Source organism: Bradyrhizobium forestalis (assembly GCF_002795245.1).
GTDB classification, from domain to species: Bacteria; Pseudomonadota; Alphaproteobacteria; order Rhizobiales; family Xanthobacteraceae; genus Bradyrhizobium; species Bradyrhizobium forestalis.
In genome coordinates, this window is record NZ_PGVG01000021.1 from 79,785 (window position 1) to 105,229 (window position 25,445).

The following is a 25,445-nucleotide window of genomic DNA, read 5'->3' on the forward strand; positions in this document are numbered from 1 at the left end:
CAGGGTGGGTTAGCCGGCGGCTGCGCGAAGCGCGGTCCGCTGGCGTAACCCACCGCTTCTATCTCCGCTGAAACCAAAGTGGTGGGTTACGCCTCGCGGGTTGCGCTTCGCGCAATCCGCGAGGCTAACCCACCCTACGAAACCGTCTTCGTCGCCCCCAGCGTCCGCACCGCGATCACTGCGCATACCACCATCAGCACCGCTGCGAGCAGGAACGGCGCGCCGGGCAGATGCAGCGGCGCGCTGGCGCCGATGAAATAGGAAAATGTCAGCGTGAACAGGAACGGGCCGACGAGCTGCGACACGCTCTGCACGCTCGCGGTCGCGCCCTGCAACTGGCCCTGCTGATCGGCCGCGACCAGCCGCGTCATCAGCGATTGCGAGGCGGCCCCCGAGATGCCCCACAGCGCCAAGATGGGAATGCCGAGCCAGGATAGCGGTCCGGTCGGCGCAGCGCCCAGGACCACGAAGCCGATCGCACCACAGCAGAGGCCGAGCAACAATGCATTTCGCTCGCCGAGCGCGCGCACGATCGGCCCGATCGCGAGCCCCTGCACCACCATGGCGCAGATGCCGACCATCGCCAGCGTCAATCCCACGGTCTTGGAATCCCAGCCATAGCGATAGGTCGCATAGAGCACGAAGGTCGAGGGCAGCACGACATGCGCGACCTGCGCGATGAAATTGACGACCGACAACGCGGCGAGCACCGCGTTGGATCGCAACAGGTGCAGCGCCCCGATCGGATTGGCACTCCGCCAGCGGAACGGCGCGCGCTTGTCGGGCGCAAGCGATTCCGGCAGCACGAAGAGCCCATAGAGCGCATTGGCGAAGCTCAGGGCTGCCGAGGCCCAGAACGGCAGGCGCGGATCGATATCACCGAGCAGGCCGCCGAGCGCCGGGCCCAAGATGAAGCCGGCGCCGAAGGCCGCACCAATCCTGCCGAAGATCGCCGCGCGCCGCTCCGGCGGCGTGATATCCGAGATATAGGCGAACGCGGTCGAGATGCTGGCCGAGGTGATGCCGGAGATCACGCGGCCGATGAATAGCCAGACCAGCGACGGCGCCAGCGCCATCAGCACGTAGTCGGCCGCGAGCCCGAAATTCGACAGCAGCACCACCGGGCGCCGTCCGAAGCGGTCGGACAGCGCGCCGAGGACGGGCGAGAACACGAACTGCATCAAGGCCCAGGCGGTGCCGAACAGGCCGAAGATGCGCGCCGCATGCGCGGTGTCGTTATCGACGAAACTTTCGATCAGCTTGGGCAGAATCGGCATGATCACGCCGAGTGCCAACATGTCGAGCAGGATGGTGACGAAGATGAAAGCGACCGCGCCGCGCCGGGCCGGCGCAGCACTTGCCGCCAGCGCCTCGCCGGCACCGTCGCTCACGACGGCCGCTTGCGCTTGTGCGCGAAAGGATTGGCCTTCTCGCGCAAGGTGATGCGCACCGGCGTGCCCGGCAGATCGAAGGTCTCGCGCATGGAATTGGTGAGGTAGCGCAAGTAAGACTGCGGCACCGCGTCCGCGCGCGAGCAGAACAGCACGAAGCTCGGCGGGCGCGCCTTGTTCTGCGTGATATAGTTCAGCTTCAGCCTGCGGCCGGACACCGCCGGCGGCGGGTTGGCCTGGATCGCCTGCTCGAACCAGCGATTGAGCGCGGCCGTCGGCACGCGCCTGTTCCAGACCGCATAGGCGTCCTGGATCGCCTGCATCAGGCGGTCGATGCCCTCACCCATCAGGCCCGAGACGGCGACGATGGGCACGCCCTTGAGCTGCGGCAGCCAATGGTCGGAATCGCGGCGCAGGCCCGAGATCGCGCCGCCGCCCTTGGTCTCCATCAGGTCCCATTTGTTGACGGCGAGCACGACCGCCCTTCCCTCGCGCTCGATCAGATCGGCGATGCGCAGATCCTGCTCCTCGAAGCGATTCTGCGAATCCATCATCAGCACGACCACTTCGGCAAAGCGCACCGCGCGCAGCGCATCCGCGACTGAGAGCTTCTCCAGCTTCTCCTCGATGCGCGAGCGCCGCCGCAGGCCGGCGGTGTCGAACACGCGGAAATCGCGGCCCTTCCAGTTGATCTCCACCGCGATGGAATCGCGCGTGGTGCCGGCCTCCGGGCTGGTCAGCAGGCGCTCCTCGCCGAGCAGATGATTGATCAGCGTCGACTTGCCGGCGTTGGGCCGGCCGACGATGGCGACCCGGATCGGACGCGTCGCGGCCTCCTCCTCGGAGAGCGGCTCGTCGTCCTCGACCGCGTCTTCGTCGACGGGCTCCGGCATCAGCTTGGCGAGCGCGTCGTAAAGCTCGCCCATACCCTCGCCATGCTCGGCCGAGACCTGGATGGGATCGCCGAGGCCGAGCGCGAAGGCTTCCATCGCGCCGGCATCGCCGTGCTTGCCTTCGCTCTTGTTGGCGATGAGCAGCACCGGCTTGTTGGCCTTGCGGGCGAAGTCGGCGAAGGCGCGATCGGTGGGCGTGAGACCGATGCGGGCGTCGATGACGAAGAACAGCGCGTCGGCCTGCGCGATCGCGGTCTCGGTCTGCTCCTGCATGCGCGCCGTCAGCGAGCCCCTGGCGCCCTCGTCGAGGCCGGCGGTGTCGATGATGATGAACTGGAGGTCGCCGAGCCTGGCCTCGCCTTCGCGGCGGTCGCGGGGGACACCCGGCAGGTCATCGACGAGCGCGAGCTTCTGTCCAACCAGGCGGTTGAACAGCGTCGACTTGCCGACATTGGGCCGGCCGATGATGGCGATCGTGAAGGACATCGGTCATTCGTGCGCTGCCGGGGCTGCGCCTGTCAATGCGAGGAAAAATTAGCGCGAGAAGCTGCCGCTCGGCAGCGGCGCCGGGAAGGCGCTCTGCGATTGCTGCTGCGGGGCCTGGGTTGGTTGCGCCTGCTGGACGGGCTGATCAGGCGGCGGCGCGGTGGTGCGCTTGCGGACGATCTTGTGCTTGGGCGGCGGGGCGGCGGTGGGCGGCGCGGCCTCCGGCTGGGCCTCGCCGTCGATCTCGCCGGCGGGCGCTTCAGCCGGCGCGACTGCTGCTGCGGCCGGCTGCTTGGTGTGCTTCGCCTTGGCCCCCTTCGCCGGCCTGGCCGGTTCCGGCGGGGGCTCGGCGGGCAGGGCCGCGACCGCAGGGGCGCCCGGATCGGGCTGCTGCTGCGCGCCCTTGTACATCTCCTTCGGCACGCCCTGCTCGAGGCCCGGCACGCCCTCCGGAAACACCGGCTTGCGGTCGCCCGGCAGCTTCTTCTTGGTGTCGAGGAAGTCGAGCATGTCGCTTGGATCGAAGCTGGAGCAGCCGCCCAGGACGCCGGTGAAGGCGATCAGGACGGCGGCTGCGATCAAGCGTGGCGTGCGGCGCATCTTGTGTCTCGTCTCAAGTCAGAGGGCCGTCGTCAGCTCTTGGCGACGGGCGGCAGCAGGGCGGCGAGCGCCTCGGCGCGCGAGCGCAGGCCGGGCGGCGTTTCGCCGTCTCCGTCAATCGCGTCGAGCCATTTGCGGGCTGCAGTCATGTCGTTGTTGCGCCAGGCCGACAGCGCCAGCATCTCGCGAGCGCTGTGCCGGAAGGTCGATTTCGATTTCGGCGCGGCGGAGGCCTCCAGCCGCTGCTGCATGTCGGCATAGCTGGCGCTGTCGAGCAGCAGGCCGGCAGCACGGATCTTCGCCAGATCCTGCCACTCGCCACCAACACTGCGATCGGCGGCAATGTCGTCATACATCTTCGCGGCGGCCTTGGGATCGCCGCTCGCGGCTTCGGCCGCAGCGCGCAGCCGCGCCAGGGTGCGATAACCGGACGGAGCCTTGGCGGCGAGCTCGGTGAAGGCCTTCTCGGCGTCCGCGTGCTTGCCCTGCTCGGACAGCTCGACGGCCTTCTCGAAGGCGGCACCGGCCTCGGCGGCCTTCTTGGCCTCCAGGTACTTATAACCCTGCCAGCCGGCAGCCGCCGCCACGACCAGCACCATCAGGGCGACGAAGTAGATCGAATACTTGTCCCACAGCTTCTTGAACTGCTCGCGACGTACTTCCTCGTCGACTTCGTCAAATAATTCAGACACTTATGCTAATCCCATGCCCGTCCGGGTGCGCGCGCCAAAGCGTTCGCGTCAGGAATCCCGTCCCCGCGTGGCGGCGGGGTACCCTAACGATATGGCGGTGGCAAGGCAAAGCAAGCCCGATCAAGGCGTTAACCACCCAGCAGAAGCCCGGAGCGGCCGCCCGGCTCAGGTTCCAAGGCGCTCCCGCAGCTGCCGCTTCAGCACCTTGCCGTTGGCATTGCGCGGCAACGGCTCTGATGTGACCGCCATGGTCTCGGGGACCTTGTAGTCGGACAGCCGCTCGGCGCACCAGGCGCGCAAATCGGCGTCGGCAACGGGTGCGCGCGTCACCACCACGGCGTGGACGCGCTCGCCCAGCACCGGGCAGGCCTTGGCGATGATCGCGCTCTCGACCACGGCGGGGTGGCCGGCCAGCACGGATTCGACCTCGGCCGAATAGATCTTCAGGCCGCCGCGATTGATCATGTCCTTTTGCCGGTCGAACACGCGGACAAACCCTTCCGCGTCGACCGAGCCGAGGTCACCGGAGTGCCAGAACCCACCGGTGAAGCTTTCGGCCGTGGCTTGGAGGTTATTCCAATAGCCCTTGATGACCGAGGCACTCTGGATCCAGAGCTCGCCGATCTCGCCAGGAGGCTGCTCGCGCCCGTCCGTCCCCATCGCCATGATGCGCGCGCCGGGGCACGGCAGGCCGACGCTGTCGATGTGGCTCGCCGTCAGCTCGCCCGGCATGATGGTCGAGGGCGACGTCGTCTCGGTCGCGCCGTAGCAGTTCATCAGCTTCAGGCCAGGAATCGTCGCCTTGAGCTTCTCGATGGTCGCGACCGGCATCGGCGCGCCGCCAAAGCCGCCGATGCGCCAGCTCGACAGATCATAGTTGTCGAAATCCGGCTGGAGCAGGCAGAGATTGTACATCGCCGGCACCATCACGGTGTAGGTGACGCGCTCGCGCGCGGCGAGCTTGAGATAGTCGGCCGCCCGGAACTCCGGCATGATGATCAGCGCGCCGCCGCAGCGGATCATCGTCGTGATGTTGGCGACGACGCCGGTGACGTGGCCGAGCGGCACCGCCGCGATCGAGCGGTCGGTTTCCGTCAATTGCAGGCAGGACACGAACACCATCGAGGAATGCACGATGTTGCAATGAGCCAGCATCGCGCCCTTCGGCTTGCCTGTCGTCCCCGAGGTGTAGAGGATCATCGCGGTGTCCTCCTCGCCCACCTCGACCGGCGCAGGCGCCGGCGCGTTGTCGGCGAGCACCGCGAAACGCGACAGAGCCCGATCATCGTCGATGGCAATATGGTGGATCACATCGGGCACATCCCGCGCATCGGGCAGCCGCTCGGCGAGCGCGGCCTCGTGGATCAGTATCCTTGCGCCGCAATCGGTCAGCACATAAGCGATTTCCGGCTTCTGCTGGCGCGTGCTGAGCAGCACGGTGACCAACCCCTCATGTGCGGCGGCAAGCAGCAGCAGCGGAAATTCGATACGGTTGCCGAGCAGGATGGCGACGCGGTCGCCGCGCTGCAAACCGAGCTTGCGAAATCCCGCTGCAATCCGTGCGGCCTGCTCCACGGCCTGCCGCCAGCTCAGGCGGATATCGCCTGCGATCAGCGCTTCACCGTCGGGATTGCGGGCGCAGGCATCGGCGATCATCACCCACAGACTCGTCGGCCGGTCGCAGAACGCCGGCACCACCCGATCGCCAAAGCGCGCCTCGAGCCGCATCGGCGGAATCTGAGATTGCGACCAGTCCATCGGCGTGCCTCGGCTTTGTTGCTGTTGTTATCTTCCGCGCACGGGCGAGCAGTTCCTGTCTTGTGCTGATCGGCTAGACGCCGACGACGGGAACACCGATCACGACGGGATGGAACGCAAAAGCCAGCGCCAGGTAAGCAACGACCCCGACCCCGACCGCGATCAGATCGTTGGTGACGCCGCCGACCGGAATCGGCGGGCCGCCGGCGTCGGTGCGGTGCTTGAGCGTGATGCGGTCATACACCGCCCAGGCGAGGAACGAGCCGAACAGGATGATGGAGCCGAGATCGCCGTTGGCGAGCAGATGCGCCGCCGCCCACAGCTTGATGCCGGCCAGCATCGGATGCTTCAGCGTCGCATAGATGCGGCCGCGCAAATATGACGCCACCACAAGGACGACCGCCGGCAGCATCAGCGCGAGCGTGATGTGCTTCATCGCCTTCGGCGGAGACCAGACGTCGATCCAGCCGGAGCTGCGGTAGTGGGCAAAGCCCCAGATGATCAGCGCGAGCCCCGCCAGCGAGACCAGCGAATAGAGGATCTTGTAGGTCCCCTCGCCCAGCTTCGCGATCGCCTGCGCGCGCGCATCGCGCTGCGTCGTGAACATATGGGCCGCGAAAAACAGCGCCAGCCCCAGCATCATGACCACCAGACCCACGACATCCCCTTGCGTAAGACCCGTGCTCCCTCAGGTATCATCTTCACCCCGCGAAGCGCAATGCGTCAGTCCTTCTCAGCCAGCTTTCCGCTTCGGGCTTCGATCCAGTCTCGCCCCATCGAGATGCTGAGCTTCACCAGCGGCGCGGCAACCGTGGAGAAGAGCAGCTTGATCAGGTACTGACCAATGATCGTCGGCAGGACGACGCCGGTCCCGTAGAACGCGATCGACACGAATATCGCGGTGTCCAGCAGCTGGGCCAGCATCAGGCTGAGCCAGGCCGACAGCACCACGGACCTCCTGCCGAATGCCGTCCCGCGCAGCAGAAGGAAGAACGACAGGTCGAAGTGCTGACTGACCATGTAGGCGATCCAGCCTCCGATCCAGATTCGAACCGAAGAGCTGACGACCGTTTCGAAATCCTGCTGGTGGTGCCAGCCTGAAGCTGCCGGGAGATAGGCGGCAAACTCGAAATAGGCGGCGGACAAGGCCATGCTGAGCAGGCCGAGATTGATCACCCGCCTGGAATACTCCCTGCCGAACAATTCCGCGATCGTGTCGAGAATGATGAATGTCAAGAGATAGCTGAAGACGGTCGCGCTGGCGTCCAGGCCGAAAGGCAGCGCGAACAGCTTTGAGCCCGCGATCGTGCTGGTGATCAGCAGCGAGGAATGGAGCGTGAGCAGAAATAGGAAATAGCTGATCCTGGCGTCCATCGGCTCACGGCCCCGGGGCAATCTGGCGTTGATAGGTCAAGGCTACGAGCCAAAACCTCGAAAGACAACTTGTTGTTGAATTCGGCGTCCGGCGGAATATGATCCGAACATTGCAGATCGACCGGACGGTTCATTATGACCGGCAAAATCAGTTTCGATGCCAGAATACTGGATTTTCTTCGTGCCTCCCACGGCCGTTCGCAGGAAGCCATCATCGTGGAATTCCTGCAGACGGCAATCGCGATCAGCTCGGCGGCCGATGCGGGATCGGTCCTGATCGACCATCCCAAAATGAAGAGGCTGGTGCTCTTCAATGAGGGCGACTTCCTGTTTCGCGAGGAATTGCTGGATTCTAACGCGCGGGCCAGGTTTCCCACCACGCTGGGCTACTTCGGAACCGTCGCCGGCAACTGCTTCCGCACGGGCACGCCCACGGTCTTTTCACGTGCGAAAGGCGATGAATTCTACGGCGACAGCCCCATCCAGAATATGGTCTGCTTCCCGATCAAACTGGGACCCGGCCGGAGTCCGTTTGGGGTCGCTTGCTTCCATAACAACATCCCGGAGAAGGCGTTCTCCCCCGAGGACCAGCGCGTTCTGGAGGCCTACACCGATATTCTGGCACTTGCGTTGCATACGCCGCATCCGGAGCTTCAGCTCGACCGCAACGTCTTCATCGTACATGGAAGGGACGAAAGGAGCCGGATATCACTGGAATCGATCTTGCGGCAGAACAAGGTCAATCCGAAGGTGCTGATGCGGGAAGACAAGAATGCAACGACGATCCTGTCAGCCCTGGAAGAGCTGATCCGGACGTGCAAGGCAGGCTTCATCCTTGCCACGCCCGACGACGAAGGACGCTTGGGAAAACCCAATGAGCAACTCGCGGCGCGAGCGCGCGAGAATGTCATCTTCGAGATGGGGATGCTCTTTGCCAAATTCCGCGCGTTCGACCGGGTCGCCATCCTGCTGAAGAAACCGCTGAGACTGCCATCCGATCTCAACGGAGTCACCTATGAGGAATTCGAAAGGATCGAGGACATCGAAGCCACCATCGTCCGCAAGCTGGACAACTGGAAATTGTTGAGCTGACGAGACCCTCTCACCGCGGCCGTGCCGCTGGGGCTAAACGCGATAGCGGGTCAATTTGGGACTTGCCGATTGTCGACATAACGGATCGCGATCGGCCGGCCGGCCAGCGCGCCGGCAAAGCCGTCGGTCAATCTCAGCGGCAAGCAAGCCTTCAGCGATGAATTGATCGCATTGAGATAGGTCGAGCGGGTGTCGGCGGGAACGCCCGCGGTCGCAAATGTCATGCGCGGTGGGCCAATCAGGCCACCCGATCGGTTGAGGCTGAACCGCACCGACATCTGCATGCCCTCACGCGCATTATTCGACGGCGGCGACCAGCAGCTGCGCAGCTCGGCAAAGAGATCGCCGATCGTGTCGAGATCGTGATCTGGCTTGCGGTATTTGGCGCGGTCGGCGTCGGACGGCACGCTTTCGATCGTGAGCTGGAGGTTCTGGCCGTAAGGGTAGTCGATCTCGGGAATACAGGGGCCGGGCTCGAGCGGGCTGCAATAAGACGGCGTGCAGGGCCGGCCGTCGAGCACGCTGCACGGCTCGTGCGAGAACGGGATCGGATTGATCTGCCGGGGCCGCGCGTCGGCGGCGGCAACGGTTGGTAGCGCCAGCAGTATAAGAATGGGAATGCCGCGCCACATGATGCGAGCTCGCGATGCTATGTGGAGATAGGTGGCATTGTGAATGCGCGCGTCAAGTCCGTGCGCGTTCACATGCCCGCGTTCAGGCATGCTGTCGTCGCCCGGCTTGACCGGGCGACCCAGTACGCCGTGACGGTTATGATTAAATCGAGGGGCTGCGGTGTACTGGATTCCCCGCCTTCGCGGGGAATGACAGCGGTGGGTGTGGCTGCAAAGCCGAGCGCATGGCTACCAGCGAGCCGTCCCTACCCCTTCTTCTTGACGTCCTTGACGTTGGTGAACTCGATGCCCTCGGCGCGCTCCCTGGTGTAGCCGAGGTAGAACTCGTTCCTGGCGAGATACACGGGATCGCCGTCCACGTCGTCCGCGATGCTGGAGGTATTGGCGGCGATGAAGGTGTCGAGCTTCTTGCGGTCCTCCGAGGAGACCCAGCGCGCCAGCTGGAATTCGCTGACCTCGAACTCGACCGGGAGCGAATATTCCGCCTCCAGCCGCGCCTTGAGCACGTCGAGCTGGAGCGCGCCGACCACACCGACCAGCGCCGGCGCACCATCGCGCGGGCGGAATACCTGCACCACGCCCTCCTCCGACATCTGCTGAAGTGCTTCCTTCAGCTTCTTCGCCTTCATCGCGTCGGTGAGACGGACGCGACGGACGATTTCCGGCGCAAAGCTCGGCACGCCGACGAAGTTGAAATCCTCACCTTCCGTCAACGTATCGCCGATGCGCAGGGTGCCGTGATTGGGAATGCCGACGACGTCGCCGGCGAAGGCCTCGTCCGCCACCGACCGGTCCTGCGCGAAGAAGAATTGCGGGCTCGACAGCGGCATGCTCTTGCCGGTGCGCACCAGCTTCGCCTTCATGCCGCGGCTGAGCTTGCCGGAGCACAGCCGCGCGAAGGCGATGCGGTCGCGGTGGTTCGGATCCATGTTGGCCTGGATCTTGAACACGAAGGCGCTCATGCGCGGATCGGTGGCCTCGACCTTGCGCTGGTCGCTGTCCTGCGCGCGCGGCTCGGGCGCGAACTTGCCGAGCCCCTCCAGGAGGTCGCCGACGCCGAAATTGCGCAGCGCGCTGCCGAAATAGACCGGCGTCAGATGGCCTTCGCGGAACGCTTCCAGCTCGAACGGCTTTGACGCCTCGGTGACGAGCTCGAGCTCGTCCTTCACGGCAGAGACGTCGAGATTGGCGTTGAGCTTGGCGAGCTCTTCGATCTCGATCTCAAGCGCCGCGCCGGTCTTGGCGCCGCCGCCTTCGAGCAGGCGCACGCCGCCATTGACGACGTCGTAGGTGCCGAGGAAGTCGCGGCCGCGGCCGACCGGCCAGGTCATCGGCGTGGTGTCGAGCGCCAGCGTCTTCTCGATCTCGTCGAGCAGCTCGAACACGTCGCGGCTGTCGCGGTCCATCTTGTTGATGAAGGTGATGATCGGGATGTCGCGCAGGCGGCAGACCTCGAACAGTTTTCGGGTGCGCGCCTCGATGCCCTTGGCGGCGTCGATCACCATGACGGCGGAATCGACCGCCGTCAGCGTGCGATAGGTGTCTTCCGAAAAGTCCTCGTGGCCCGGCGTGTCCAGGAGGTTGAAGACGAGGCCCTCGAACTCGAAGGTCATCACCGAGGTCACGACCGAGATGCCGCGCTCACGCTCGATCTTCATCCAGTCCGAGCGGGTGTTGCGCCGCTCGCCCTTGGCCTTGACCTGGCCGGCGAGATTGATGGCGCCGCCGAACAGCAGCAGCTTTTCGGTCAGCGTGGTCTTGCCGGCGTCAGGGTGGGAGATGATCGCAAAGGTCCGCCGCCGCGCCACTTCAGCGGCAAGCGGGGAACGGGCCGGCGATTCGGCTGCGGTGGTGGCGATGTCGGACATGGCGGGAGCGTGTGGCAGGGAAAACGGGCTGGATCAAGCCTGATTTGGTGATTGCGGAGCCCTTCGGCCAGCCCCATATCGGCGCTTGGGAGGACGACCTCCCCTGCCCATCAGCACATCGGCCGCGGGGACGACCCTGCCTTGAATGGAGGGTCGTCATGGCCTGGAGCATCCTCTTCGTCGCCGGCCTTCTCGAGATCACCTGGGCGATCGGCCTGAAATACACCGAGGGTTTTACCAGGCTTGTTCCGTCCGTCATCACGCTTGCGGCCATGGCCGGCAGCGTCATCCTGCTCGGACTCGCGCTCAAATCACTGCCGGTCGGAACCGCCTATGCGGTCTGGACCGGCATCGGCGCGGTCGGCACCGCGACACTGGGCATCTACCTGTTCGGCGAGCCGGCCACCGCGTTCCGCCTTGCCAGCATCAGCCTGATCATCGCCGGCATTATCGGGCTGAAGCTCGTTACCTGACGATCTGGACCGCCCACCAGGTCAGCGCTGCGACGATCGCCGCAGCCGGGATCGTGATCACCCAGGCATAGACGATCGAGCTGGCGACGTTCCAGCGCACCGCCGAGACGCGGCGGGCGGCGCCGACGCCGACGATGGCACCGGTGATGGTGTGGGTGGTCGAGACGGGAACCCCGAGATAGGTCGCCATGAACAGGGTCGCGGCGCCCCCGGTCTCGGCGCAAAAACCCTGCATCGGCGTCAATTTCGTGATGCGCAGGCCCATGGTGCGGACGATGCGCCAGCCGCCCATCAGCGTGCCCAGAGCCATCGCCGCCTGGCAGGACAGCACGACCCAGAACGGCACCGAGAAGTCGCTGCCGAGATGGCCTTGCGAGTAGAGCAGCACCGCGATGATGCCCATGGTCTTTTGCGCGTCGTTGCCGCCATGGCCGAGCGAATAGAGCGAGGCGGAGGCGAATTGCAGGATGCGGAAGGCGCGATCGACCGCGAATGGCGTCGAGCGCACCGAGGCCCAGGACACGATCGCCACCAGCATCATTGCGAGCAGGAAGCCGACCAGGGGCGACAGCACGATCGCCAGCACCGTCTTGGACAACCCGCTCCACACCGCGGCCGAGATTCCCGCCTTGGCCATGCCGCCGCCGACCAGACCGCCGATCAGCGCATGCGACGACGAGGATGGGATGCCGAGCGCCCAGGTCACGAGATTCCAGACAATGGCGCCGACGAGCGCCGCGAAGATCACCTGGGCGTCGACGACCGCGGGATCGATGATGCCGGTGCCGATGGTCTGGGCGACATGCAGCCCGAACACCAGGAAGGCGATGAAATTGAAGAACGCGGCCCAGAACACCGCGAATTGCGGCCGCAGCACGCGGGTCGAGACGATGGTCGCGATCGAGTTGGCGGCGTCGTGCAGGCCGTTCAGGAAGTCGAACAGCAGCGCGACGGCGATCAAGCCGACCAGGACGGGAAGACCCAACGCGGCATCCACGGCGGCCCTGCCCTACACTTGCTCGATGACGATGCTGTTGATCTCGTTCGCGACGTCGTCGAAGCGATCAGCCACCTTCTCCAGATGGTCGTAGATCTCGACGCCGACGATGAAGTCCATCGCATTGCCTTCGCGATGCTTGAGGAACAGCTCCTTCAGGCCGATGTCGTGGAGATCGTCGACCCGGCCCTCCAGCTTACCGAGCTCTTCGGTGATGGCGGACAGCATGGCGACGTTCGGGCCGATCGATTGCATCAGCGGCAGCGCACGCCCGACCAGATTGGCGCATTCGATCAGGAGCCCACCGATCTCGCGCATCGGAGGCTCGAAGGCGCGAACCTCGAACAGCATGACCGCCTTGGCCGTCTGCTGCATCTGATCGATGGCATCGTCCATCGACGTGATCAGGTTCTTGATGTCGCCGCGGTCGAACGGGGTGATGAAGGTGCGGCGCACCGCCGTCAGCACCTCGCGGGTGATGTTGTCGGCGTCGTTCTCGAACTGGTTGACGCGCTGGCAATAGACCGGCGTCTCCTCGCCCCCATTGAGCATGCCCTGGAGCGCGATCGCCCCCTGGATCACGGTCTGGGCATGGCGGTCGAACAGGTCGAAGAACCGTTCTTCCTTGGGCAGGAACGCACGAAACCATCGCATCATGGGGATAGGCTACCGGTTGAAATGGCCAGGCCCGAAGGGCCGTCATAAAACTGTCATAGACCATTTTCGATCCGCGCGCGTGTCATCTCACGCCCGCGGAACCGGATCATCCACCGCTTTCACGCAGCAAGTAAATTGACTTGGAATCAATTACTTAGAGCGACCGCCGGAAGTAATGCGCGATTTCGCCGATGACGCCACGGCGGAAGGTGAGCACGCAGATCACGAAGATCGAGCCCTGGATCACCGTCACCCACTGGCCGAAGCTCGCCAGGTATTGCTGCATGGCGATGATCGCGAAGGCGCCGACCACGGGGCCGAAGATGGTGCCGAGGCCGCCGACCAGCGTCATCAGCACGACTTCGCCCGACATCGTCCAGTGCACGTCGGTGAGCGAGGCGTTCTGCGCCACGAACACTTTCAGCGCACCGGCAAAGCCGGCCAGCGTGCCCGACAGGATGAACGCCAGGAACTTGTACTGGTCGGTGCGGTAGCCGAGCGAGATCGCGCGCTGCTCGTTCTCGCGGATCGACTTCAGGACTTCGCCGAACGGCGAGTTGATGATGCGGAAGATCAAGAGGAAGCCGGCGAGGAAGCCGACCAGCACGACATAGTAAAGCACCGTCGGCTTGGAGAGATCGAGGACGCCGAACATGTGGCCTTGCGGAATGCCCTGGATGCCGTCCTCACCGTGGGTGAACGGCGCCTGGAGGTAGATGAAGTACAAGAGCTGCGAGAGCGCCAGGGTGATCATCGAGAAATAGATGCCCTGGCGGCGGATCGAGATGTAGCCGGTGACGATCGAGAGCGCGAAAGCCGCGGCGATGCCGACGAGGATGCCGAGCTCCGGCGGCAACGCCCAGACCTTCAGCGCATGCGCGCTGCAATAGCCGGCTGTCCCCAAGAACATCGCGTGGCCGAACGACAAGAGGCCGCCATAGCCGATCAAGAGATTAAAGGCGCAGGCGAGCAGCGCGAAGCACAGCGCCTGCATCACGAAGAACGGATAGACGCCCGTGAATGGCACCGACGCCAAGAGCAGCGCCATCACTGCGAATACGATCATCTCGTCGCGCATCGCGCGCGGGGTTACCGGCAGCGTGTCGTCCGTCAGGGTTGTCATATCAGGCCGCCCTTCCCGTCAATCCCGTTGGCTTCACCAGCAGCACCAGCACCATCAGCACGAACACGACGGTGTTGGAGGCCTCGGGGTAGAAATACTTGGTCAGGCCCTCGATCACGCCGAGCGCGAAGCCCGTGATGATGGAGCCCATGATCGATCCCATGCCGCCGATCACCACCACGGCGAACACGACGATGATGAGGTCGGCACCCATCAGCGGCCGCACCTGGTTGATCGGCGCCGAGAGCACGCCGGCGAGCGCCGCAAGGCCGACGCCCAGGCCGTAGGTCAGCGTGATCATGCGCGGCACGTTGATGCCGAAGGCACGGACCAGCGTCGGGTTTTCAGTGGCCGCGCGCAGGTAAGCGCCGAGCTGCGTCTTCTCGATCAGGAACCAGGTGGCAAGACACACCACCAGCGAGAACACGACGACCCAGCCGCGATAGACGGGCAGGAACATGAAGCCGAGATTCATGCCGCCCCTGAGCTGATCCGGAATGGCGTAAGGCAGGCCCGAGGAGCCGAAGTAGTTCTGGAACACACCCTGCACGATCAGCGCGATGCCGAAGGTCAGCAGCAGGCCGTAGAGATGATCGAGCCCGGTCAGCCATTGCAGCATGGTCCGTTCCAGGATCATGCCGAAGATGCCGACGATGATCGGCGCGAGCAGCAGCGCCCACCAGTAGTTGATGCCGCCGAGGTTCAGCAGGAAATAGGCGACGAAGGCGCCCATCATGTAGAGCGCGCCATGGGCGAAATTGATGATGTTGAGCATGCCGAAGATCACGGCAAGCCCGAGACTGAGCAGCGCGTAGAACGAGCCGTTGATCAGTCCCACCAGTAGCTGAGCGTAAAGAGCCTGCATCGATCCCGCACCCGGTCCCTTCGGCGTTCCCTGAAAGTCGCCCGCAGGCGCGATGGCCTGCGGGCTGATTGTCTTACTTCTTCACCAGAGGACAGGCGCTTTCCGACAACGGCCGGAAGGCCTGCTCACCAGGAGTCGTGCCGACCAGCTTGTAATAGTCCCAGGGCCCCTTGGATTCCTCGGGCTTCTTTACCTCGAAGAGATAGGCGGGATGAAGCTTGCGGCCGTCCGCGCGGATCGTGCCCTTGCCGAACAGCGCGTCGTCTGTCGGCATCTCCTTCATCTTGGCAACGACCTTGGCGCCGTCATGCGGGTTGCCGCCCATCGCCTCCAGCGCCTTGAAATAGTGCAGCAGGCCCGAATAGACGCCGGCCTGCACCATCGAAGGCATCGCCTTGTTCTTCATGCGCTCGGAGAAGCGCTTTGAGAACGCGCGCGTGCCGTCATTCAGGTCCCAGTAGAAGGTCTCGGTGAAGTTCAGTCCCTGGGCCACCTTCAATCCGAGCGCATGAACGTCGGTGATGAACAGCAGGAGCCCCGCGAGCTTCTGGCCACCCGAGACGATGCCGAACTCCGCCGCCTGCTTGATCGTGTTGGTGGTGTCGCCGCCGGCATTTGCCATGCCGATGATCTTGGCCTTGGAGGCCTGCGCCTGAAGCAGGAACGACGAGAAGTCGGCGGTATTCAAGGGATGCCTGACATTGCCGATCACCTTGCCGCCCGACTTCACCACGACCGCGGCCGTGTCGCGCTCGAGGGCGTGGCCAAAGGCGTAGTCCGCGGTCAGGAAATACCAGGTGTCGCCGCCCGCCTTCACCAGCGCCTGCCCGGTGCTGTTGGCCAGCATGTAGGTATCATAGACCCAGTGGATCGTGTTCGGCGAGCATTGCGCGTTGGTGAGATCCGACGTCGCCGCACCGGTATCGATCAGGATGGAATTCTTCTCCTTGACGATATTGTTCACCGCCAGCGCAACGCCGGAGTTCAGGACATCCATGAAGATGTCGACCTTCTCGACGTCGATCCACTGACGAGCAATCGTGGAGCCAATGTCGGGCTTGTTCTGATGGTCGGCGGAGATCAGGTCGAGCTTCCAGCCCTTGGCCGCGAGCCCGGAATCCTCGATCGCCATCTGTGCGGCGACGGTCGAACCAGGGCCACCGAGGTCGGCATAGAGTCCCGAATTGTCGGTCAATACGCCGATCTTGATGTTCTTATCCTGCGCGACCGCGCCGCCTGCCGCGCCGAGCGCCAGGGCCGTGCCGAGCAACATTGCCGAAATGCTGTGCTTCATGATCCGCCTCCCAATATTCCTTTGATAGTTGCTCTTGATTGTCCGGCCTGCACGGCTACACACCGAGATAGGTGTGAAGCTTGTCCATGTTGGCGGCAAGCTCGGCGTTGGAAAACCCGTCAATGATCTTGCCGTGCTCGACCACGTAATAGCGGTCGGCGACGGTGGATGCGAAGCGGAAGTTCTGCTCGACCAGGAGGATCGTAAATCCCTCCTTCTTGAGCCGCGCAATGGTATGGCCGATCTGCTGGATGATGACGGGCGCAAGGCCCTCGGTCGGCTCGTCCAGCATCAGGAAGCTCGCGCCGGTGCGCAGGATACGCGCGATCGCGAGCATCTGCTGCTCGCCGCCCGACAGCTTCGTGCCCTGGCTGTTCAGCCGCTCCTTCAGGTTCGGAAACAGATCGAAGATCTGATCGAGCGGCAGCCCGCCCTCGCGGACCACCGGCGGCAGCATCAAATTCTCCCGCACGTCCAGGCTGGAGAATATCCCCCGCTCCTCCGGGCAGAACGCAATACCCATGCGCGCGATCTTGTCGGAGGTGGCGCGGATGATCTCCTGGTCGTTGAACTTCACCGAGCCCGAGCGCTTGCCGATGATGCCCATGATCGACTTCAGCGTGGTGGTCTTGCCGGCGCCGTTGCGCCCGAGCAGGGTGACGACCTCGCCCGCATTCACGTCGAAGTTGATCCCGTGCAGGATGTGAGACTCGCCGTACCAGGCCTCTAAGTTGCGGACTTGAAGGATGTTGCCGCCGGTCGCAGCCCTGGCCGGAGCCTCGGCAATCGCAGTGTCAGGCATGACCGGCTCCCAGATAGGCTTCCTTGACGCGCTCGTCCTTGGTGAGCTCGGAGTAATGGCCCTGCGCGAGCACCTGCCCGCGCGTCAGCACGGTGATGATGTCGGAGAGGTTGGCCACGACGCTCAAATTATGCTCGACCATCAGGATGGTATATTTCGCGGAGATGCGCTTGATCAGCGCCGCGATCTTGTCGATGTCCTCGTGGCCCATGCCGGCCATCGGCTCGTCGAGCAGCATCATCTCTGGGTCGAGCGCGAGCGTGGTTGCGATCTCGAGTGCACGCTTGCGCCCGTAGGGCATCTCGACCGCAGGCGTGTTGGCAAACTCGCTGAGGCCGACATCGTTGAGCAGCTCCCGCGCACGATCGTTGAAGCGGTTCAGCACGGATTTGGAGCGCCAGAAATCGAACGAAGAGCCGTGCTGGCGCTGAAGCGCGACGCGGACGTTCTCCAGCGCGGTGAGATGCGGAAACACCGCCGAGATCTGGAACGAACGCACAAGACCCATGCGGGCCACATCCGCCGGCGCCATCGCCGTGATGTCCTGCCCCTTGTACAGGATCTTTCCGGCAGACGGTTTGAGGAACTTGGTCAAAAGATTGAAGCAGGTCGTCTTGCCGGCCCCGTTCGGGCCGATCAACGCGTGAATGCTCCCACGGCGAACCTTGAGCGCAACGTCGCGGACCGCGAAGAAGCCCGCGAACTCCTTGGTCAAGCCTTCCGTTTCGAGAATGAACTCATCGGCCAAACAGATTTCCCCCTGCCCGCGCCACGCGCGTGGCTGTCCTTGTTGCTTCGGCATTCCGGAGGTCTTGGAGCCTATCCTTGGAGCCCATCCGGAACGCCGCCTCCGGGCGCGGAATATGCCGGAGGTGACGGGGGTTAGGCAAGGCGGAAAGCTGAGCAGATCAGGCCTCCGGCTGGGATACGAATGCTCCCTTAGTCGGAGGCGTTTTGATGTCGTGCCTGCCCGGCCTCCCGGTTCGCAAAAGCACCGGTCATCAAGTCGTCGTTAACGGTCTTTCGTCCCGCGCGCCAGCCTTCATCAAAAATTTTCCCGCAAGCGGGATCATGCGCGCGTCTTCACGTGCGGAGAATATTGCTTTGGATTTTGCAAGCGCCGCTCCCTCCGTCGTCAAGTCGATCCGGCAACGCGATCTCCTGAACACGTGGCTGCGACTTTTTGCGCGCCGGCAGATCGCGCCGGCGATCTGGGAGTATCAGCCAGCGCGACTCGAGGAGGAGCTGTCGGATCTCATCTATTATACGGTGGAGTTTTCGACGCCGACGCCGCGCCTCATCATCCAGAGCGAAGGCACGCGAATCTCGCGTGCCTATGGACATACCGGCAAGGGCGCTCCGCTCGATGACTATGTCGGACCGCGGCTCGCTCCATTCGTGATACCGATCTATCATGAATGCGTGGCGCGCGGGCTGCCCGTCTACAGCGTGGCCGACGTCGAGGACATCTACGGACGCATCGTCGCCTATGAACGGCTGCTGCTGCCGTTCCAGACCGACGGCAAGGTCTGTCACGTCATCGCCTCGGTCAAGACGTTCTGCGAGGACGGCGGCTTCGAGATCAAGAATCTGATGCGCGGAAATGACGCGCTGCCGCGTCCAAAGATGCGCGCTGTGATCGATCGCGAGCTGTTTCATCGCGCCCCCGGCCGCATCGCGGCCGCCGAGGTGGTCGAGTTCTCCGACCAGCCTGGTCCCGGCATCGCCACCGAGATCATCGAGCTGAACTAAAGCGCGATGAGATTTGGAGGAATCATCATCGCGCTTTAGATTGTTGTTTACGCATGATCTTTCCGGAAAACCGCTTCGCACTTTTCCGGATCATGCTTTGGCAGTCAGCGCGCTTTGCCACCGACCTCCTTGGCATAGATATCCGGCTTGAAGCCGACCAGCAGCTTGTTGCCGATTTCCAGCACCGGCCGCTTGATCATCGATGGTTGCGCTAGCATCAATGCCAACGCCTTCTTCTCGCTGAGGCCCTCTTTGTCGGAGTCGGGCAGCTTCTTGAAGGTCGTGCCGGCGCGATTGAGCAGCGTCTCCCAGCCGACCTTGTCGCTCCACTTCTGGAGCCGGTCCTTCTCCACGCCCGCCGCCTTGTAGTCGTGAAACTCGTAAGCCACGCCATGGGCATCGAGCCAGGCGCGGGCCTTCTTCATGGTGTCGCAGTTCTTGATGCCGTAGATGATGGTGGGCAAGGCGTTCCTCGCGCATGGCGTATCGTGATGTGCGTGGCGTTGTACGAAACTCCGGTTCGCGCGACAATATTGCGGACGACGCCACCCCTCCGAACGGACATCCCATGCACGTCACCCACGATCCCGCAGCGGCCGCCTCACCGACCATCGACTTCGACAGCTTCCTCGCGGTCGATATCCGTGTCGGCACCATCGTCGATGCAAAACCGTTCCCGGAGGCGCGCAAGCCGGCCTTTCGGCTGTGGATCGATTTCGGCCCCGCGATCGGCGTGCGCAGGAGCTCGGCGCAGATCACTGAAAACCACCCACTCGATGCCCTCGTGGGGCAACAGGTCGCGGCCGTCGTCAATTTTCCGCCGCGCCAGATCGGCCCAGTCGTCTCCGAGGTGCTGACGCTCGGCTTCCCGGATGCGAACGGCAAGGTCGTGCTGGTGCAGCCGAGCAGGCCCGTGCCGAACGGCGGACGGCTGTTCTAGGATTACGGCCGCTTCGGAATGTTCAGCCCGCGCTGCACCGCCGGACGCGCCAGCCCGCGTTCAAGCCAGCCGCCGACCGCCTTGAACCGGCCGAACTCCACAAGATCGCCCGCGCCGTAGAAGCCGATGAGATTGCGCACCCAGCCCAGCATCGAGATGTCGGCGATGGTGTAGTCGTCATCCATGAACCATTGCCGGGTGGCCAGATGCGTCTCCATCACGCCGAGCAATCGCTTTGACTCGCCCACGTAGCGCTCCAGCGGCCGCTTGTCCTCGAAATCCTTGCCGGCGAACTTGTGGAAGAAGCCGACCTGGCCGAACATCGGCCCGATGCCGCCCATCTGGAAATGCAGCCACTGGATGGCCTGGTAGCGCCGCGCGGCATCCTGCGGCAGCAGCTTGCCGGTCTTCTCCGCGAGGTACTGCAGGATCGCCCCGGACTCGAACAGCGGCAGCGGCCTGCCGCCGGGACCGTTGGGATCGAGGATCGCTGGGATCTTGCCATTCGGATTGAGCGAGAGGAATTCCGGTGCCTTCTGATCGTCCTTTCCGAAGTCCACCAGGTGCACTTCGTAGGGCAATCCAATCTCCTCCAGCATGATCGAGACCTTGACGCCGTTTGGCGTGGGCAAGGAATAAAGCTGAATCAGTTCGGGATGTTTTGCCGGCCAACGCTTGGTGATGGGAAAGGCGGACAGATCGGGCATCGGCACTCCGGCTGCATTCGCGAGGATGCCGCCCAATCTAGGCGAACCGGCGCACGGCGCAAGGTCAACACTCAGCCCGGAATGTCGCGCAAAACGGCTGGCTATGGCGGCAACGTCGCGGCCGCGATCGGAGTCCTGATCTCATGTTGCAGACGATAGGCGATGAACCATCGACCTTCGATCAGCAGCGTGACCGTAAAGAAAATCGCAAGCATCGCAGTCGCCCATTGGCGAACATCATACATGACATTTCGTCCCACAGCACCCTCCGGTCTAAACGTCGGCTCCGGCACCGTGTTCCGAGTTTGCGTGAAATATTGCCGATTTTTCCCGCCGCTCCGGACGAGGCCTACACCTACTTCACAGGGACCATTGGCCGTGCTGCGCGTTGTCGCGGCATGAACATCGAGAAGCGTGCCCTGCTCGATCACGCTGAACGCTGTCGCCGCGTCGCGAACGATCTCGATCATGGCGAAGCCGCGCAGCGGTTGCGAGCGATGGCCGACGAGTATGAAGCGAGAGCAACAAGGCTGGAGGACGACGGCGTCTCCTCGACCCCGGGTCGCATTAGTCGCTGCCAACTCGAAGGCACAGGCGATCGGGAGGGCTGATCGGCCTCAAAAATTGATCTCCATCCGCAATCCGCGCGGGTCGATCTCCTCCCCGCCGACACGCTGCGTGCTGTCGCGTGCCGCAATCGCGCAGGCGCAGGCATCGATGAGATCGTCGCGGCCGATGCCTGTGCCGTGACGCTGCGTCAGCCATTTCGGCAGACGCGTGAAACCGCCCTGCTCCAGCAGCGCAATGCGCTGCTGGAGACCGTGCGCCGACGTCTTCTTTGCGAGACGGACTCGCCCTGCGAGATTCCAGAAGATCAACTCCGGATGTGCTTCGCCGATCACCGCCTGCCGCATTGGCGTCATGACGTCGTCGACCTCTCTCATCTTGCCCCTGATGTTCCAGAGCTGCGCCGACACTCCCCTGCCCTTGCCCTCGTGCTCCCAGTAATGGCGATTCGCCGCAGCCATGTCCGGGAACGCCCAGAGGTCGCGGCGCGCGCCGAGAAACACGGCAGGCCCGATCAGTTCACGCGCCCGCAGATCGCAAGTGCGATAGCCGCTCGCCTTCAATCCGATCGGCATGTCGATCATCGCACGCGCATGCGGCATCGCGAGCAGGCGCATCAAGCCCGGTGAATAGTCGAAGCCGTGATCGCCGCGATCATTGATCCAGGCTGCGACCCAGCCGAAGCGAAATCCGTCGAGGCCGAGATAGTTTGGCACGTCGTTCGCCTGTCCCCTTGCGATTTTCACACGCGCCTCGCTTGGCACCCGCAAGTTGCGGGCGCATGTCCCGCGCCCTCGCGAGCACTTCCGTCCGCGAAAACCGTGAACCCAGTGATGAAGCACCGCTACGAAAGATCTGCGCATCTGTCGAATGGCCTTCGGCCAGTCGATGGCGCATGCCCGGCTCATGGGAGCAATCTTGCCTGACCGCAAGATCGACAGTCCGCTTCTCACGGACCCTCCCGAGCCTGCCGCTCCGGAGGGTTTTTTGTTACCCGCGGCACGCGCACCTTCTATGATGCGCGCGGGATGTGAAGCAGGAATCAAGACCATGCGACGACCCGATCCCTACATGGAACGCGCCCGCGAGCTCTGCCTCGCCGCCGGCGTCGATCCCGACTCGCGCGTCGGCGAAGGACGCGGTCAGCCGGCCTGGTGCCTGTACAAGGACGCCGCGCGCAAGGAGCATCTCGCCCGCGAGGCCAATACGGCGGCGGGCGAGATCGCGAACCTGCGACCGCAGGACGCCCGCTTCCAGAATGCACCGCTGAAGGTCTTCGGTCCGCACGAGGAGGCGACGATCGCGCAGATGCGCAACTGCATGGCGGTCGGCAACGTCGTATCAGGCGTGATCTGCGCCGACGGTCATCTCGGTTACGCCCAGCCGGTCGGCGGGGTCATCGCCTATGAGAAGCAGATCAGCATCTCCGGCGTCGGCTTCGACATCGGCTGCGGCAACATGGCGGCAAAGCTCGACACCCGCTTCGACGACATTGCGGAGATCGCTCCGACGATCATCCGCGACGTCGCCAAGGTGATCTCGTTCGGCGTCGGCCGTGCCAACGCGGAACGGGCCGAACACGAACTGTTCGACGACGGCGACGCCTGGCGCGAAAGCGACATGGAGGACTACCGTCGGAAGGCGATGAGCCAGCTCGGCACGGTCGGATCGGGCAACCACTATGTCGACCTCATGCGCGACGAGGAAGGCTTCGTCTGGATCGGCGTCCATTTCGGAAGCCGGGGTCTCGGGCACACCTCTGCGACGCGCTACCTCAAGGCTGCCGGCGGCAAGGACGGCATGAACGTCCCGCCCGCCGTGGTCGACGAGGATTCCGAGCTCGGCCGCCGCTACATCGCGGCGATGCAGCTCGCCGGGCGTTACGCCTATGCGGGCCGCGAGTGGGTCGTGGAACGCGTCCGCCGGATCATCGGCGGCAGCGTGACCGAGACGGTGCACAACCACCACAACTATGCCTGGCGTGAGACCCACGACGGCAAGGATTTGTGGGTGGTGCGCAAGGGCGCGACACCGGCGTTTCCCGGCCAGAAGGGATTCGTCGGCGGCTCCATGGGCGACGACGCCGTCATTCTCGAGGGCGTCGACAGTCCGGAGGCCAAGGCTTCGCTCTACTCGACCGTGCACGGCGCCGGCCGCCTGTTCGGACGAAGGGAAGCGAAGCGGCGTTTCTCGCGCGACGAGATGGACCGCTGGCTGAGCGAGCGCGGCGTCACCTTGATCGGTGCCGACCTCGACGAAAGCCCGATGGCCTATCGCCGACTGCCCGACGTGCTGGCGCAGCACGCCGGCACCGTGCGGGTGCTGCGCACGCTGCGGCCGTTCGCCGTCGCCATGGCCGGCGAAGGTGAGTTCGATCCGTGGAAGGACTGACCCGAATTGCAGGCGGGAGGCCAAGCCTCTCGCCTGCATCTTCTATGCGTCCCTCATCTCGTCAGATATTCCCGCATCAATGCGCGGGCGCGATGCAGCCGCGCCTTCACGGTCTGCCTGGTCGCGCCGAGTGCGGCAGCAATCTCATCGATCGTCATCTCCTTGACGTCGCGCATCAGCGCGACATCGCGGTAGTGCGGCGGCAGCGCCTCGAAGGCCGCCGCCACATCGAGCCGCAAATCTGCCTCAGGACGCAACAGCAGTGCGGCTTCCGCCTCACTCGCATCGACAGCCGCCACAAGGCCGGCCCGGCGCGCAAGCCGCAGGCACTCGCGGCGGACCACGCTGAACAGCCATGCCGAAAATGCCAGCAGCGAACGGATCGTGCCGACATGGCGGAACAGGATCCACAACGCCTCCTGCGTTGCATCCTCGGCATCCGCCGAGCTGCGGCAGGTCGCACGCGCGTAACGACGGATATCCGGCTGCGCTGTCTCGAGCAGCCGCGCGATCGCCTGGGGATCGCCGAGCCGCGCGGCCTCGAACAGGTTCGGCGAGATCGCAGCTGCGCTCACGACATGTCCCCTCGCCCGATCCCTGCCATTGCGCACATCGGACAATAGCCCACAAGGCCCGTCAGCGCGAAGCCGGCACCGCCGAGTGCGACCAGCCACGCCACAGTACCAGCGAGATAGATAAGGGCCGCGCCCGCCACCGCCGCGCCCAAGGCGATCCGCATCGCCTGGTGCAGGCCGCCGATATTCTTCCTGTAAAATGCCATCGCATCCTCCGAGATGAGCCGAGGCTGAATGCCTCGACCATCAAGAGGACGCGCTGGCCGAAAAGGATTCGCGGGCGCGTGCAATTTTTGCCGGTCAGCCCCCGACCGCCTGATAGGCCAGGCGCTTGAACTCGAAGAAAAACGGATTCCAGAAGCCCATGTAACGCTGGGTCATCAGCACGCCGGCGGTATTGGCCTCGGGGCAGATCCACCAATGGGTGCCGGCAAGGCCGCCCCACTGGAATTCGCCGGTCGAATTCGGGGGATCGAAGGGCGTCGGGGCGAAGGTGATGGCACCGCCGAGGCCAAAGCCCTTGCCGGGGATCGGGCCGAGATTGGCAAAGCGGATGGTCTGGCCCGCAGGCAGCTGGTTCGTCATCATCTGCCGCAGCGTCTCCGGCTTCAGCAGCGCATCAGAACCGGGCAGCAGGGCGCGCACCAGCGCGAGCATGTCCGGCAGGGTCGAGACCAGCCCGCCGCCGCCCGAGAGCCGCGGCAGCGGCCGCCGATAGGCCTGCGGATAAGGCAGGTGGTCGGCACGCGTGAGACCCGGCTTCATCGGGTCGAGCACATCCGCGCCGTTGTAGAGCGCGACCAGCCTGCCCTGCTCTGCTTCCGGTACGGAGAAGCCGGTATCGGTCATTTCGAGCGGATCGAAGATGCGCGCCTTGAGGAAGCCATCGAGCCGCTGGCCGGAGACAACCTCGACGATCCGGCCGAGCACGTCGGTCGCCACCGAATATTCCCAGGCCGCACCAGGGTGATAGGACAGCGGCAGATCAGCCAGCCTGTCGATCAGATCAGTGAGCGGCGTCAGCGGATTGAGGATACGTGCCTCGTTGTACCCTTTGAACAACACCGTGCCGGGATCGAAGATGCCGTAGCTGAGACCGGATGTGTGGGTCAGAAGCTGCCGGATCGTGATCTGGCCTCTTGCGGGCTCGACATCCGCCAAGCTCGTCGCCCCCTGCTTCAGCACCTTGCGATTGCCGAACTGTGGCAGGAACTTCTCGATCGTATCATCGAGCCCGATCCAGCCTTCCTCGACCAGCAGCATGATCGCGCAAGTCACGAAGATCTTGGTGTTGGAAAACGCACGGAAGATGTGGTCGGGCTGAAGCGTCGTTTTCGCCTCGCGGTCGGCAAAGCCGACGCATTGCTGGTCGACCACCTCGCGTCCACGCAGCACCGCCCAGGACGCACCGGGAATGATCTCCTGATCGACGTAACGCTGCATCGCCGTCCGCACGGCGGAAAAATCTGTCGTTCTGGCGTCCATGTGTTTCCCCCAATTCTGATTGGGATCGATA

Annotated in this window: 28 protein-coding genes; 5 read left to right on the top strand and 23 right to left on the bottom strand. The window is 64.1% G+C overall.

Annotation, left to right across the window (positions count from 1 at the left end; genetic code table 11):
• Positions 1–134 precede the first annotated feature (134 nt).
• The 7 genes from CVM73_RS23585 to CVM73_RS23615 all read right to left on the bottom strand — a co-directional run bounded on the left by CVM73_RS23585 (position 135) and on the right by CVM73_RS23615 (position 7,194).
• The gene (locus CVM73_RS23585) at positions 135–1,391 is read right to left on the bottom strand and encodes a TCR/Tet family MFS transporter (protein ID WP_100234242.1); all 1,257 of its coding nucleotides are present in this window, start codon (positions 1,389–1,391) and stop codon (positions 135–137) included.
• Positions 1,388–2,770 carry a ribosome biogenesis GTPase Der gene (gene der / locus CVM73_RS23590; protein ID WP_100234243.1) on the bottom strand — a complete coding sequence of 461 codons (1,383 nt, stop codon included), beginning with the start codon at positions 2,768–2,770 and terminating at the stop codon, positions 1,388–1,390. Before der ends, CVM73_RS23585 begins: the two co-directional genes overlap by 4 nt.
• Before the next feature lie 48 nt (positions 2,771–2,818).
• Positions 2,819–3,370: a hypothetical protein gene (locus CVM73_RS23595; protein ID WP_100234244.1), complete on the bottom strand. Its 552-nt coding sequence runs from the start codon at positions 3,368–3,370 to the stop codon at positions 2,819–2,821.
• A gap of 32 nt (positions 3,371–3,402) precedes the next feature.
• A complete protein-coding gene (locus CVM73_RS23600; protein WP_100234245.1) occupies positions 3,403–4,062 on the bottom strand; it encodes a tetratricopeptide repeat protein in 660 nt (219 codons plus the stop codon).
• Positions 4,063–4,227: 165 nt separating this feature from the next.
• Complete coding sequence (locus CVM73_RS23605) at positions 4,228–5,820, bottom strand: class I adenylate-forming enzyme family protein (RefSeq protein WP_100234246.1); 1,593 nt, start codon at positions 5,818–5,820, stop codon at positions 4,228–4,230.
• Positions 5,821–5,893: 73 nt separating this feature from the next.
• Positions 5,894–6,478 carry an NnrU family protein gene (locus CVM73_RS23610; protein ID WP_100234247.1) on the bottom strand — a complete coding sequence of 195 codons (585 nt, stop codon included), beginning with the start codon at positions 6,476–6,478 and terminating at the stop codon, positions 5,894–5,896.
• A gap of 65 nt (positions 6,479–6,543) precedes the next feature.
• Positions 6,544–7,194 (bottom strand): queuosine precursor transporter, encoded by a 651-nt coding sequence (locus CVM73_RS23615; protein ID WP_100234248.1) that lies wholly within the window; start codon positions 7,192–7,194, stop codon positions 6,544–6,546.
• A gap of 135 nt (positions 7,195–7,329) precedes the next feature.
• On the opposite strand from CVM73_RS23615, the gene CVM73_RS23620 reads away from it, so the two are divergent.
• Positions 7,330–8,286: a TIR domain-containing protein gene (locus CVM73_RS23620; protein ID WP_100234249.1), complete on the top strand. Its 957-nt coding sequence runs from the start codon at positions 7,330–7,332 to the stop codon at positions 8,284–8,286.
• A gap of 50 nt (positions 8,287–8,336) precedes the next feature.
• On the opposite strand, the gene CVM73_RS23625 is transcribed toward CVM73_RS23620, so the two are convergent.
• Together CVM73_RS23625 and CVM73_RS23630 are read right to left on the bottom strand one after the other, a co-directional pair.
• Positions 8,337–8,918 (bottom strand): hypothetical protein, encoded by a 582-nt coding sequence (locus tag CVM73_RS23625; protein WP_100234250.1) that lies wholly within the window; start codon positions 8,916–8,918, stop codon positions 8,337–8,339.
• 245 nt (positions 8,919–9,163) lie between these two features.
• On the bottom strand, positions 9,164–10,786 hold the full coding sequence (locus CVM73_RS23630; protein ID WP_100234251.1) for a peptide chain release factor 3: 1,623 nt from the start codon (positions 10,784–10,786) through the stop codon (positions 9,164–9,166).
• A gap of 158 nt (positions 10,787–10,944) precedes the next feature.
• On the opposite strand from CVM73_RS23630, the gene sugE reads away from it, so the two are divergent.
• Positions 10,945–11,259 carry a quaternary ammonium compound efflux SMR transporter SugE gene (gene sugE / locus CVM73_RS23635; protein WP_100234252.1) on the top strand — a complete coding sequence of 105 codons (315 nt, stop codon included), beginning with the start codon at positions 10,945–10,947 and terminating at the stop codon, positions 11,257–11,259.
• Here sugE and CVM73_RS23640 read toward each other — a convergent pair.
• The 7 genes from CVM73_RS23640 to CVM73_RS23670 all read right to left on the bottom strand — a co-directional run bounded on the left by CVM73_RS23640 (position 11,252) and on the right by CVM73_RS23670 (position 17,745).
• Positions 11,252–12,256, bottom strand: a complete 1,005-nt coding sequence (locus CVM73_RS23640) for an inorganic phosphate transporter (RefSeq protein ID WP_100234253.1) — start codon at positions 12,254–12,256, stop codon at positions 11,252–11,254. The two genes, sugE and CVM73_RS23640, sit on opposite strands and share 8 nt — an antisense overlap.
• A 12-nt stretch (positions 12,257–12,268) precedes the next feature.
• Entirely contained in the window at positions 12,269–12,913 is a 645-nt protein-coding gene (locus tag CVM73_RS23645) for a DUF47 domain-containing protein (RefSeq protein WP_100234254.1), read from the bottom strand.
• Between the two features lie 154 nt (positions 12,914–13,067).
• A complete protein-coding gene (locus CVM73_RS23650) occupies positions 13,068–14,036 on the bottom strand; it encodes a branched-chain amino acid ABC transporter permease (RefSeq protein ID WP_100234255.1) in 969 nt (322 codons plus the stop codon).
• Between the two features lies 1 nt (position 14,037).
• The gene (locus CVM73_RS23655) at positions 14,038–14,901 is read right to left on the bottom strand and encodes a branched-chain amino acid ABC transporter permease (RefSeq protein WP_027574219.1); all 864 of its coding nucleotides are present in this window, start codon (positions 14,899–14,901) and stop codon (positions 14,038–14,040) included.
• A 73-nt stretch (positions 14,902–14,974) separates the two neighbouring features.
• Positions 14,975–16,195: an ABC transporter substrate-binding protein gene (locus tag CVM73_RS23660; RefSeq protein WP_158237601.1), complete on the bottom strand. Its 1,221-nt coding sequence runs from the start codon at positions 16,193–16,195 to the stop codon at positions 14,975–14,977.
• A 55-nt stretch (positions 16,196–16,250) separates the two neighbouring features.
• Positions 16,251–16,997 (bottom strand): ABC transporter ATP-binding protein, encoded by a 747-nt coding sequence (locus tag CVM73_RS23665; RefSeq protein ID WP_100234256.1) that lies wholly within the window; start codon positions 16,995–16,997, stop codon positions 16,251–16,253.
• A complete protein-coding gene (locus CVM73_RS23670; RefSeq protein WP_008551999.1) occupies positions 16,990–17,745 on the bottom strand; it encodes an ABC transporter ATP-binding protein in 756 nt (251 codons plus the stop codon). Before CVM73_RS23670 ends, CVM73_RS23665 begins: the two co-directional genes overlap by 8 nt.
• 323 nt (positions 17,746–18,068) lie before the next feature.
• Here CVM73_RS23670 and CVM73_RS23675 point away from each other — a divergent pair, with 323 nt between their 5' ends.
• Positions 18,069–18,749 (top strand): PAS domain-containing protein, encoded by a 681-nt coding sequence (locus CVM73_RS23675; RefSeq protein ID WP_167407012.1) that lies wholly within the window; start codon positions 18,069–18,071, stop codon positions 18,747–18,749.
• A gap of 104 nt (positions 18,750–18,853) precedes the next feature.
• On the opposite strand, the gene CVM73_RS23680 is transcribed toward CVM73_RS23675, so the two are convergent.
• Complete coding sequence (locus tag CVM73_RS23680) at positions 18,854–19,213, bottom strand: ArsC family reductase (RefSeq protein WP_100234258.1); 360 nt, start codon at positions 19,211–19,213, stop codon at positions 18,854–18,856.
• A 104-nt stretch (positions 19,214–19,317) separates the two neighbouring features.
• On the opposite strand from CVM73_RS23680, the gene CVM73_RS23685 reads away from it, so the two are divergent.
• Positions 19,318–19,689, top strand: a complete 372-nt coding sequence (locus CVM73_RS23685) for a tRNA-binding protein (RefSeq protein WP_100234259.1) — start codon at positions 19,318–19,320, stop codon at positions 19,687–19,689.
• Between the two features lie 2 nt (positions 19,690–19,691).
• Here the strand turns inward: CVM73_RS23685 and CVM73_RS23690 are convergent, their stop codons facing one another.
• From CVM73_RS23690 to CVM73_RS23700, 3 genes are all read right to left on the bottom strand, one after another.
• Positions 19,692–20,396, bottom strand: coding sequence for a glutathione S-transferase family protein (locus CVM73_RS23690; RefSeq protein WP_100234288.1), 705 nt, complete (start codon positions 20,394–20,396; stop codon positions 19,692–19,694).
• A gap of 101 nt (positions 20,397–20,497) precedes the next feature.
• Positions 20,498–20,866 (bottom strand): hypothetical protein, encoded by a 369-nt coding sequence (locus CVM73_RS39330; protein WP_146006649.1) that lies wholly within the window; start codon positions 20,864–20,866, stop codon positions 20,498–20,500.
• A gap of 147 nt (positions 20,867–21,013) precedes the next feature.
• The gene (locus tag CVM73_RS23700; RefSeq protein ID WP_100234261.1) at positions 21,014–21,679 is read right to left on the bottom strand and encodes a DUF429 domain-containing protein; all 666 of its coding nucleotides are present in this window, start codon (positions 21,677–21,679) and stop codon (positions 21,014–21,016) included.
• Between the two features lie 334 nt (positions 21,680–22,013).
• On the opposite strand from CVM73_RS23700, the gene CVM73_RS23705 reads away from it, so the two are divergent.
• Entirely contained in the window at positions 22,014–23,354 is a 1,341-nt protein-coding gene (locus tag CVM73_RS23705) for an RtcB family protein (RefSeq protein ID WP_100234289.1), read from the top strand.
• Positions 23,355–23,407: 53 nt separating this feature from the next.
• Here CVM73_RS23705 and CVM73_RS23710 read toward each other — a convergent pair whose 3' ends face one another.
• The 3 genes from CVM73_RS23710 to CVM73_RS23720 all read right to left on the bottom strand — a co-directional run bounded on the left by CVM73_RS23710 (position 23,408) and on the right by CVM73_RS23720 (position 25,414).
• Entirely contained in the window at positions 23,408–23,929 is a 522-nt protein-coding gene (locus tag CVM73_RS23710; protein ID WP_100234262.1) for an RNA polymerase sigma factor, read from the bottom strand.
• Complete coding sequence (locus CVM73_RS23715) at positions 23,926–24,135, bottom strand: YgaP family membrane protein (RefSeq protein ID WP_167407013.1); 210 nt, start codon at positions 24,133–24,135, stop codon at positions 23,926–23,928. The genes CVM73_RS23710 and CVM73_RS23715 overlap by 4 nt, the downstream gene beginning before the upstream one ends.
• Before the next feature lie 94 nt (positions 24,136–24,229).
• A complete protein-coding gene (locus CVM73_RS23720; protein WP_100234263.1) occupies positions 24,230–25,414 on the bottom strand; it encodes a serine hydrolase domain-containing protein in 1,185 nt (394 codons plus the stop codon).
• Positions 25,415–25,445 lie beyond the last annotated feature (31 nt).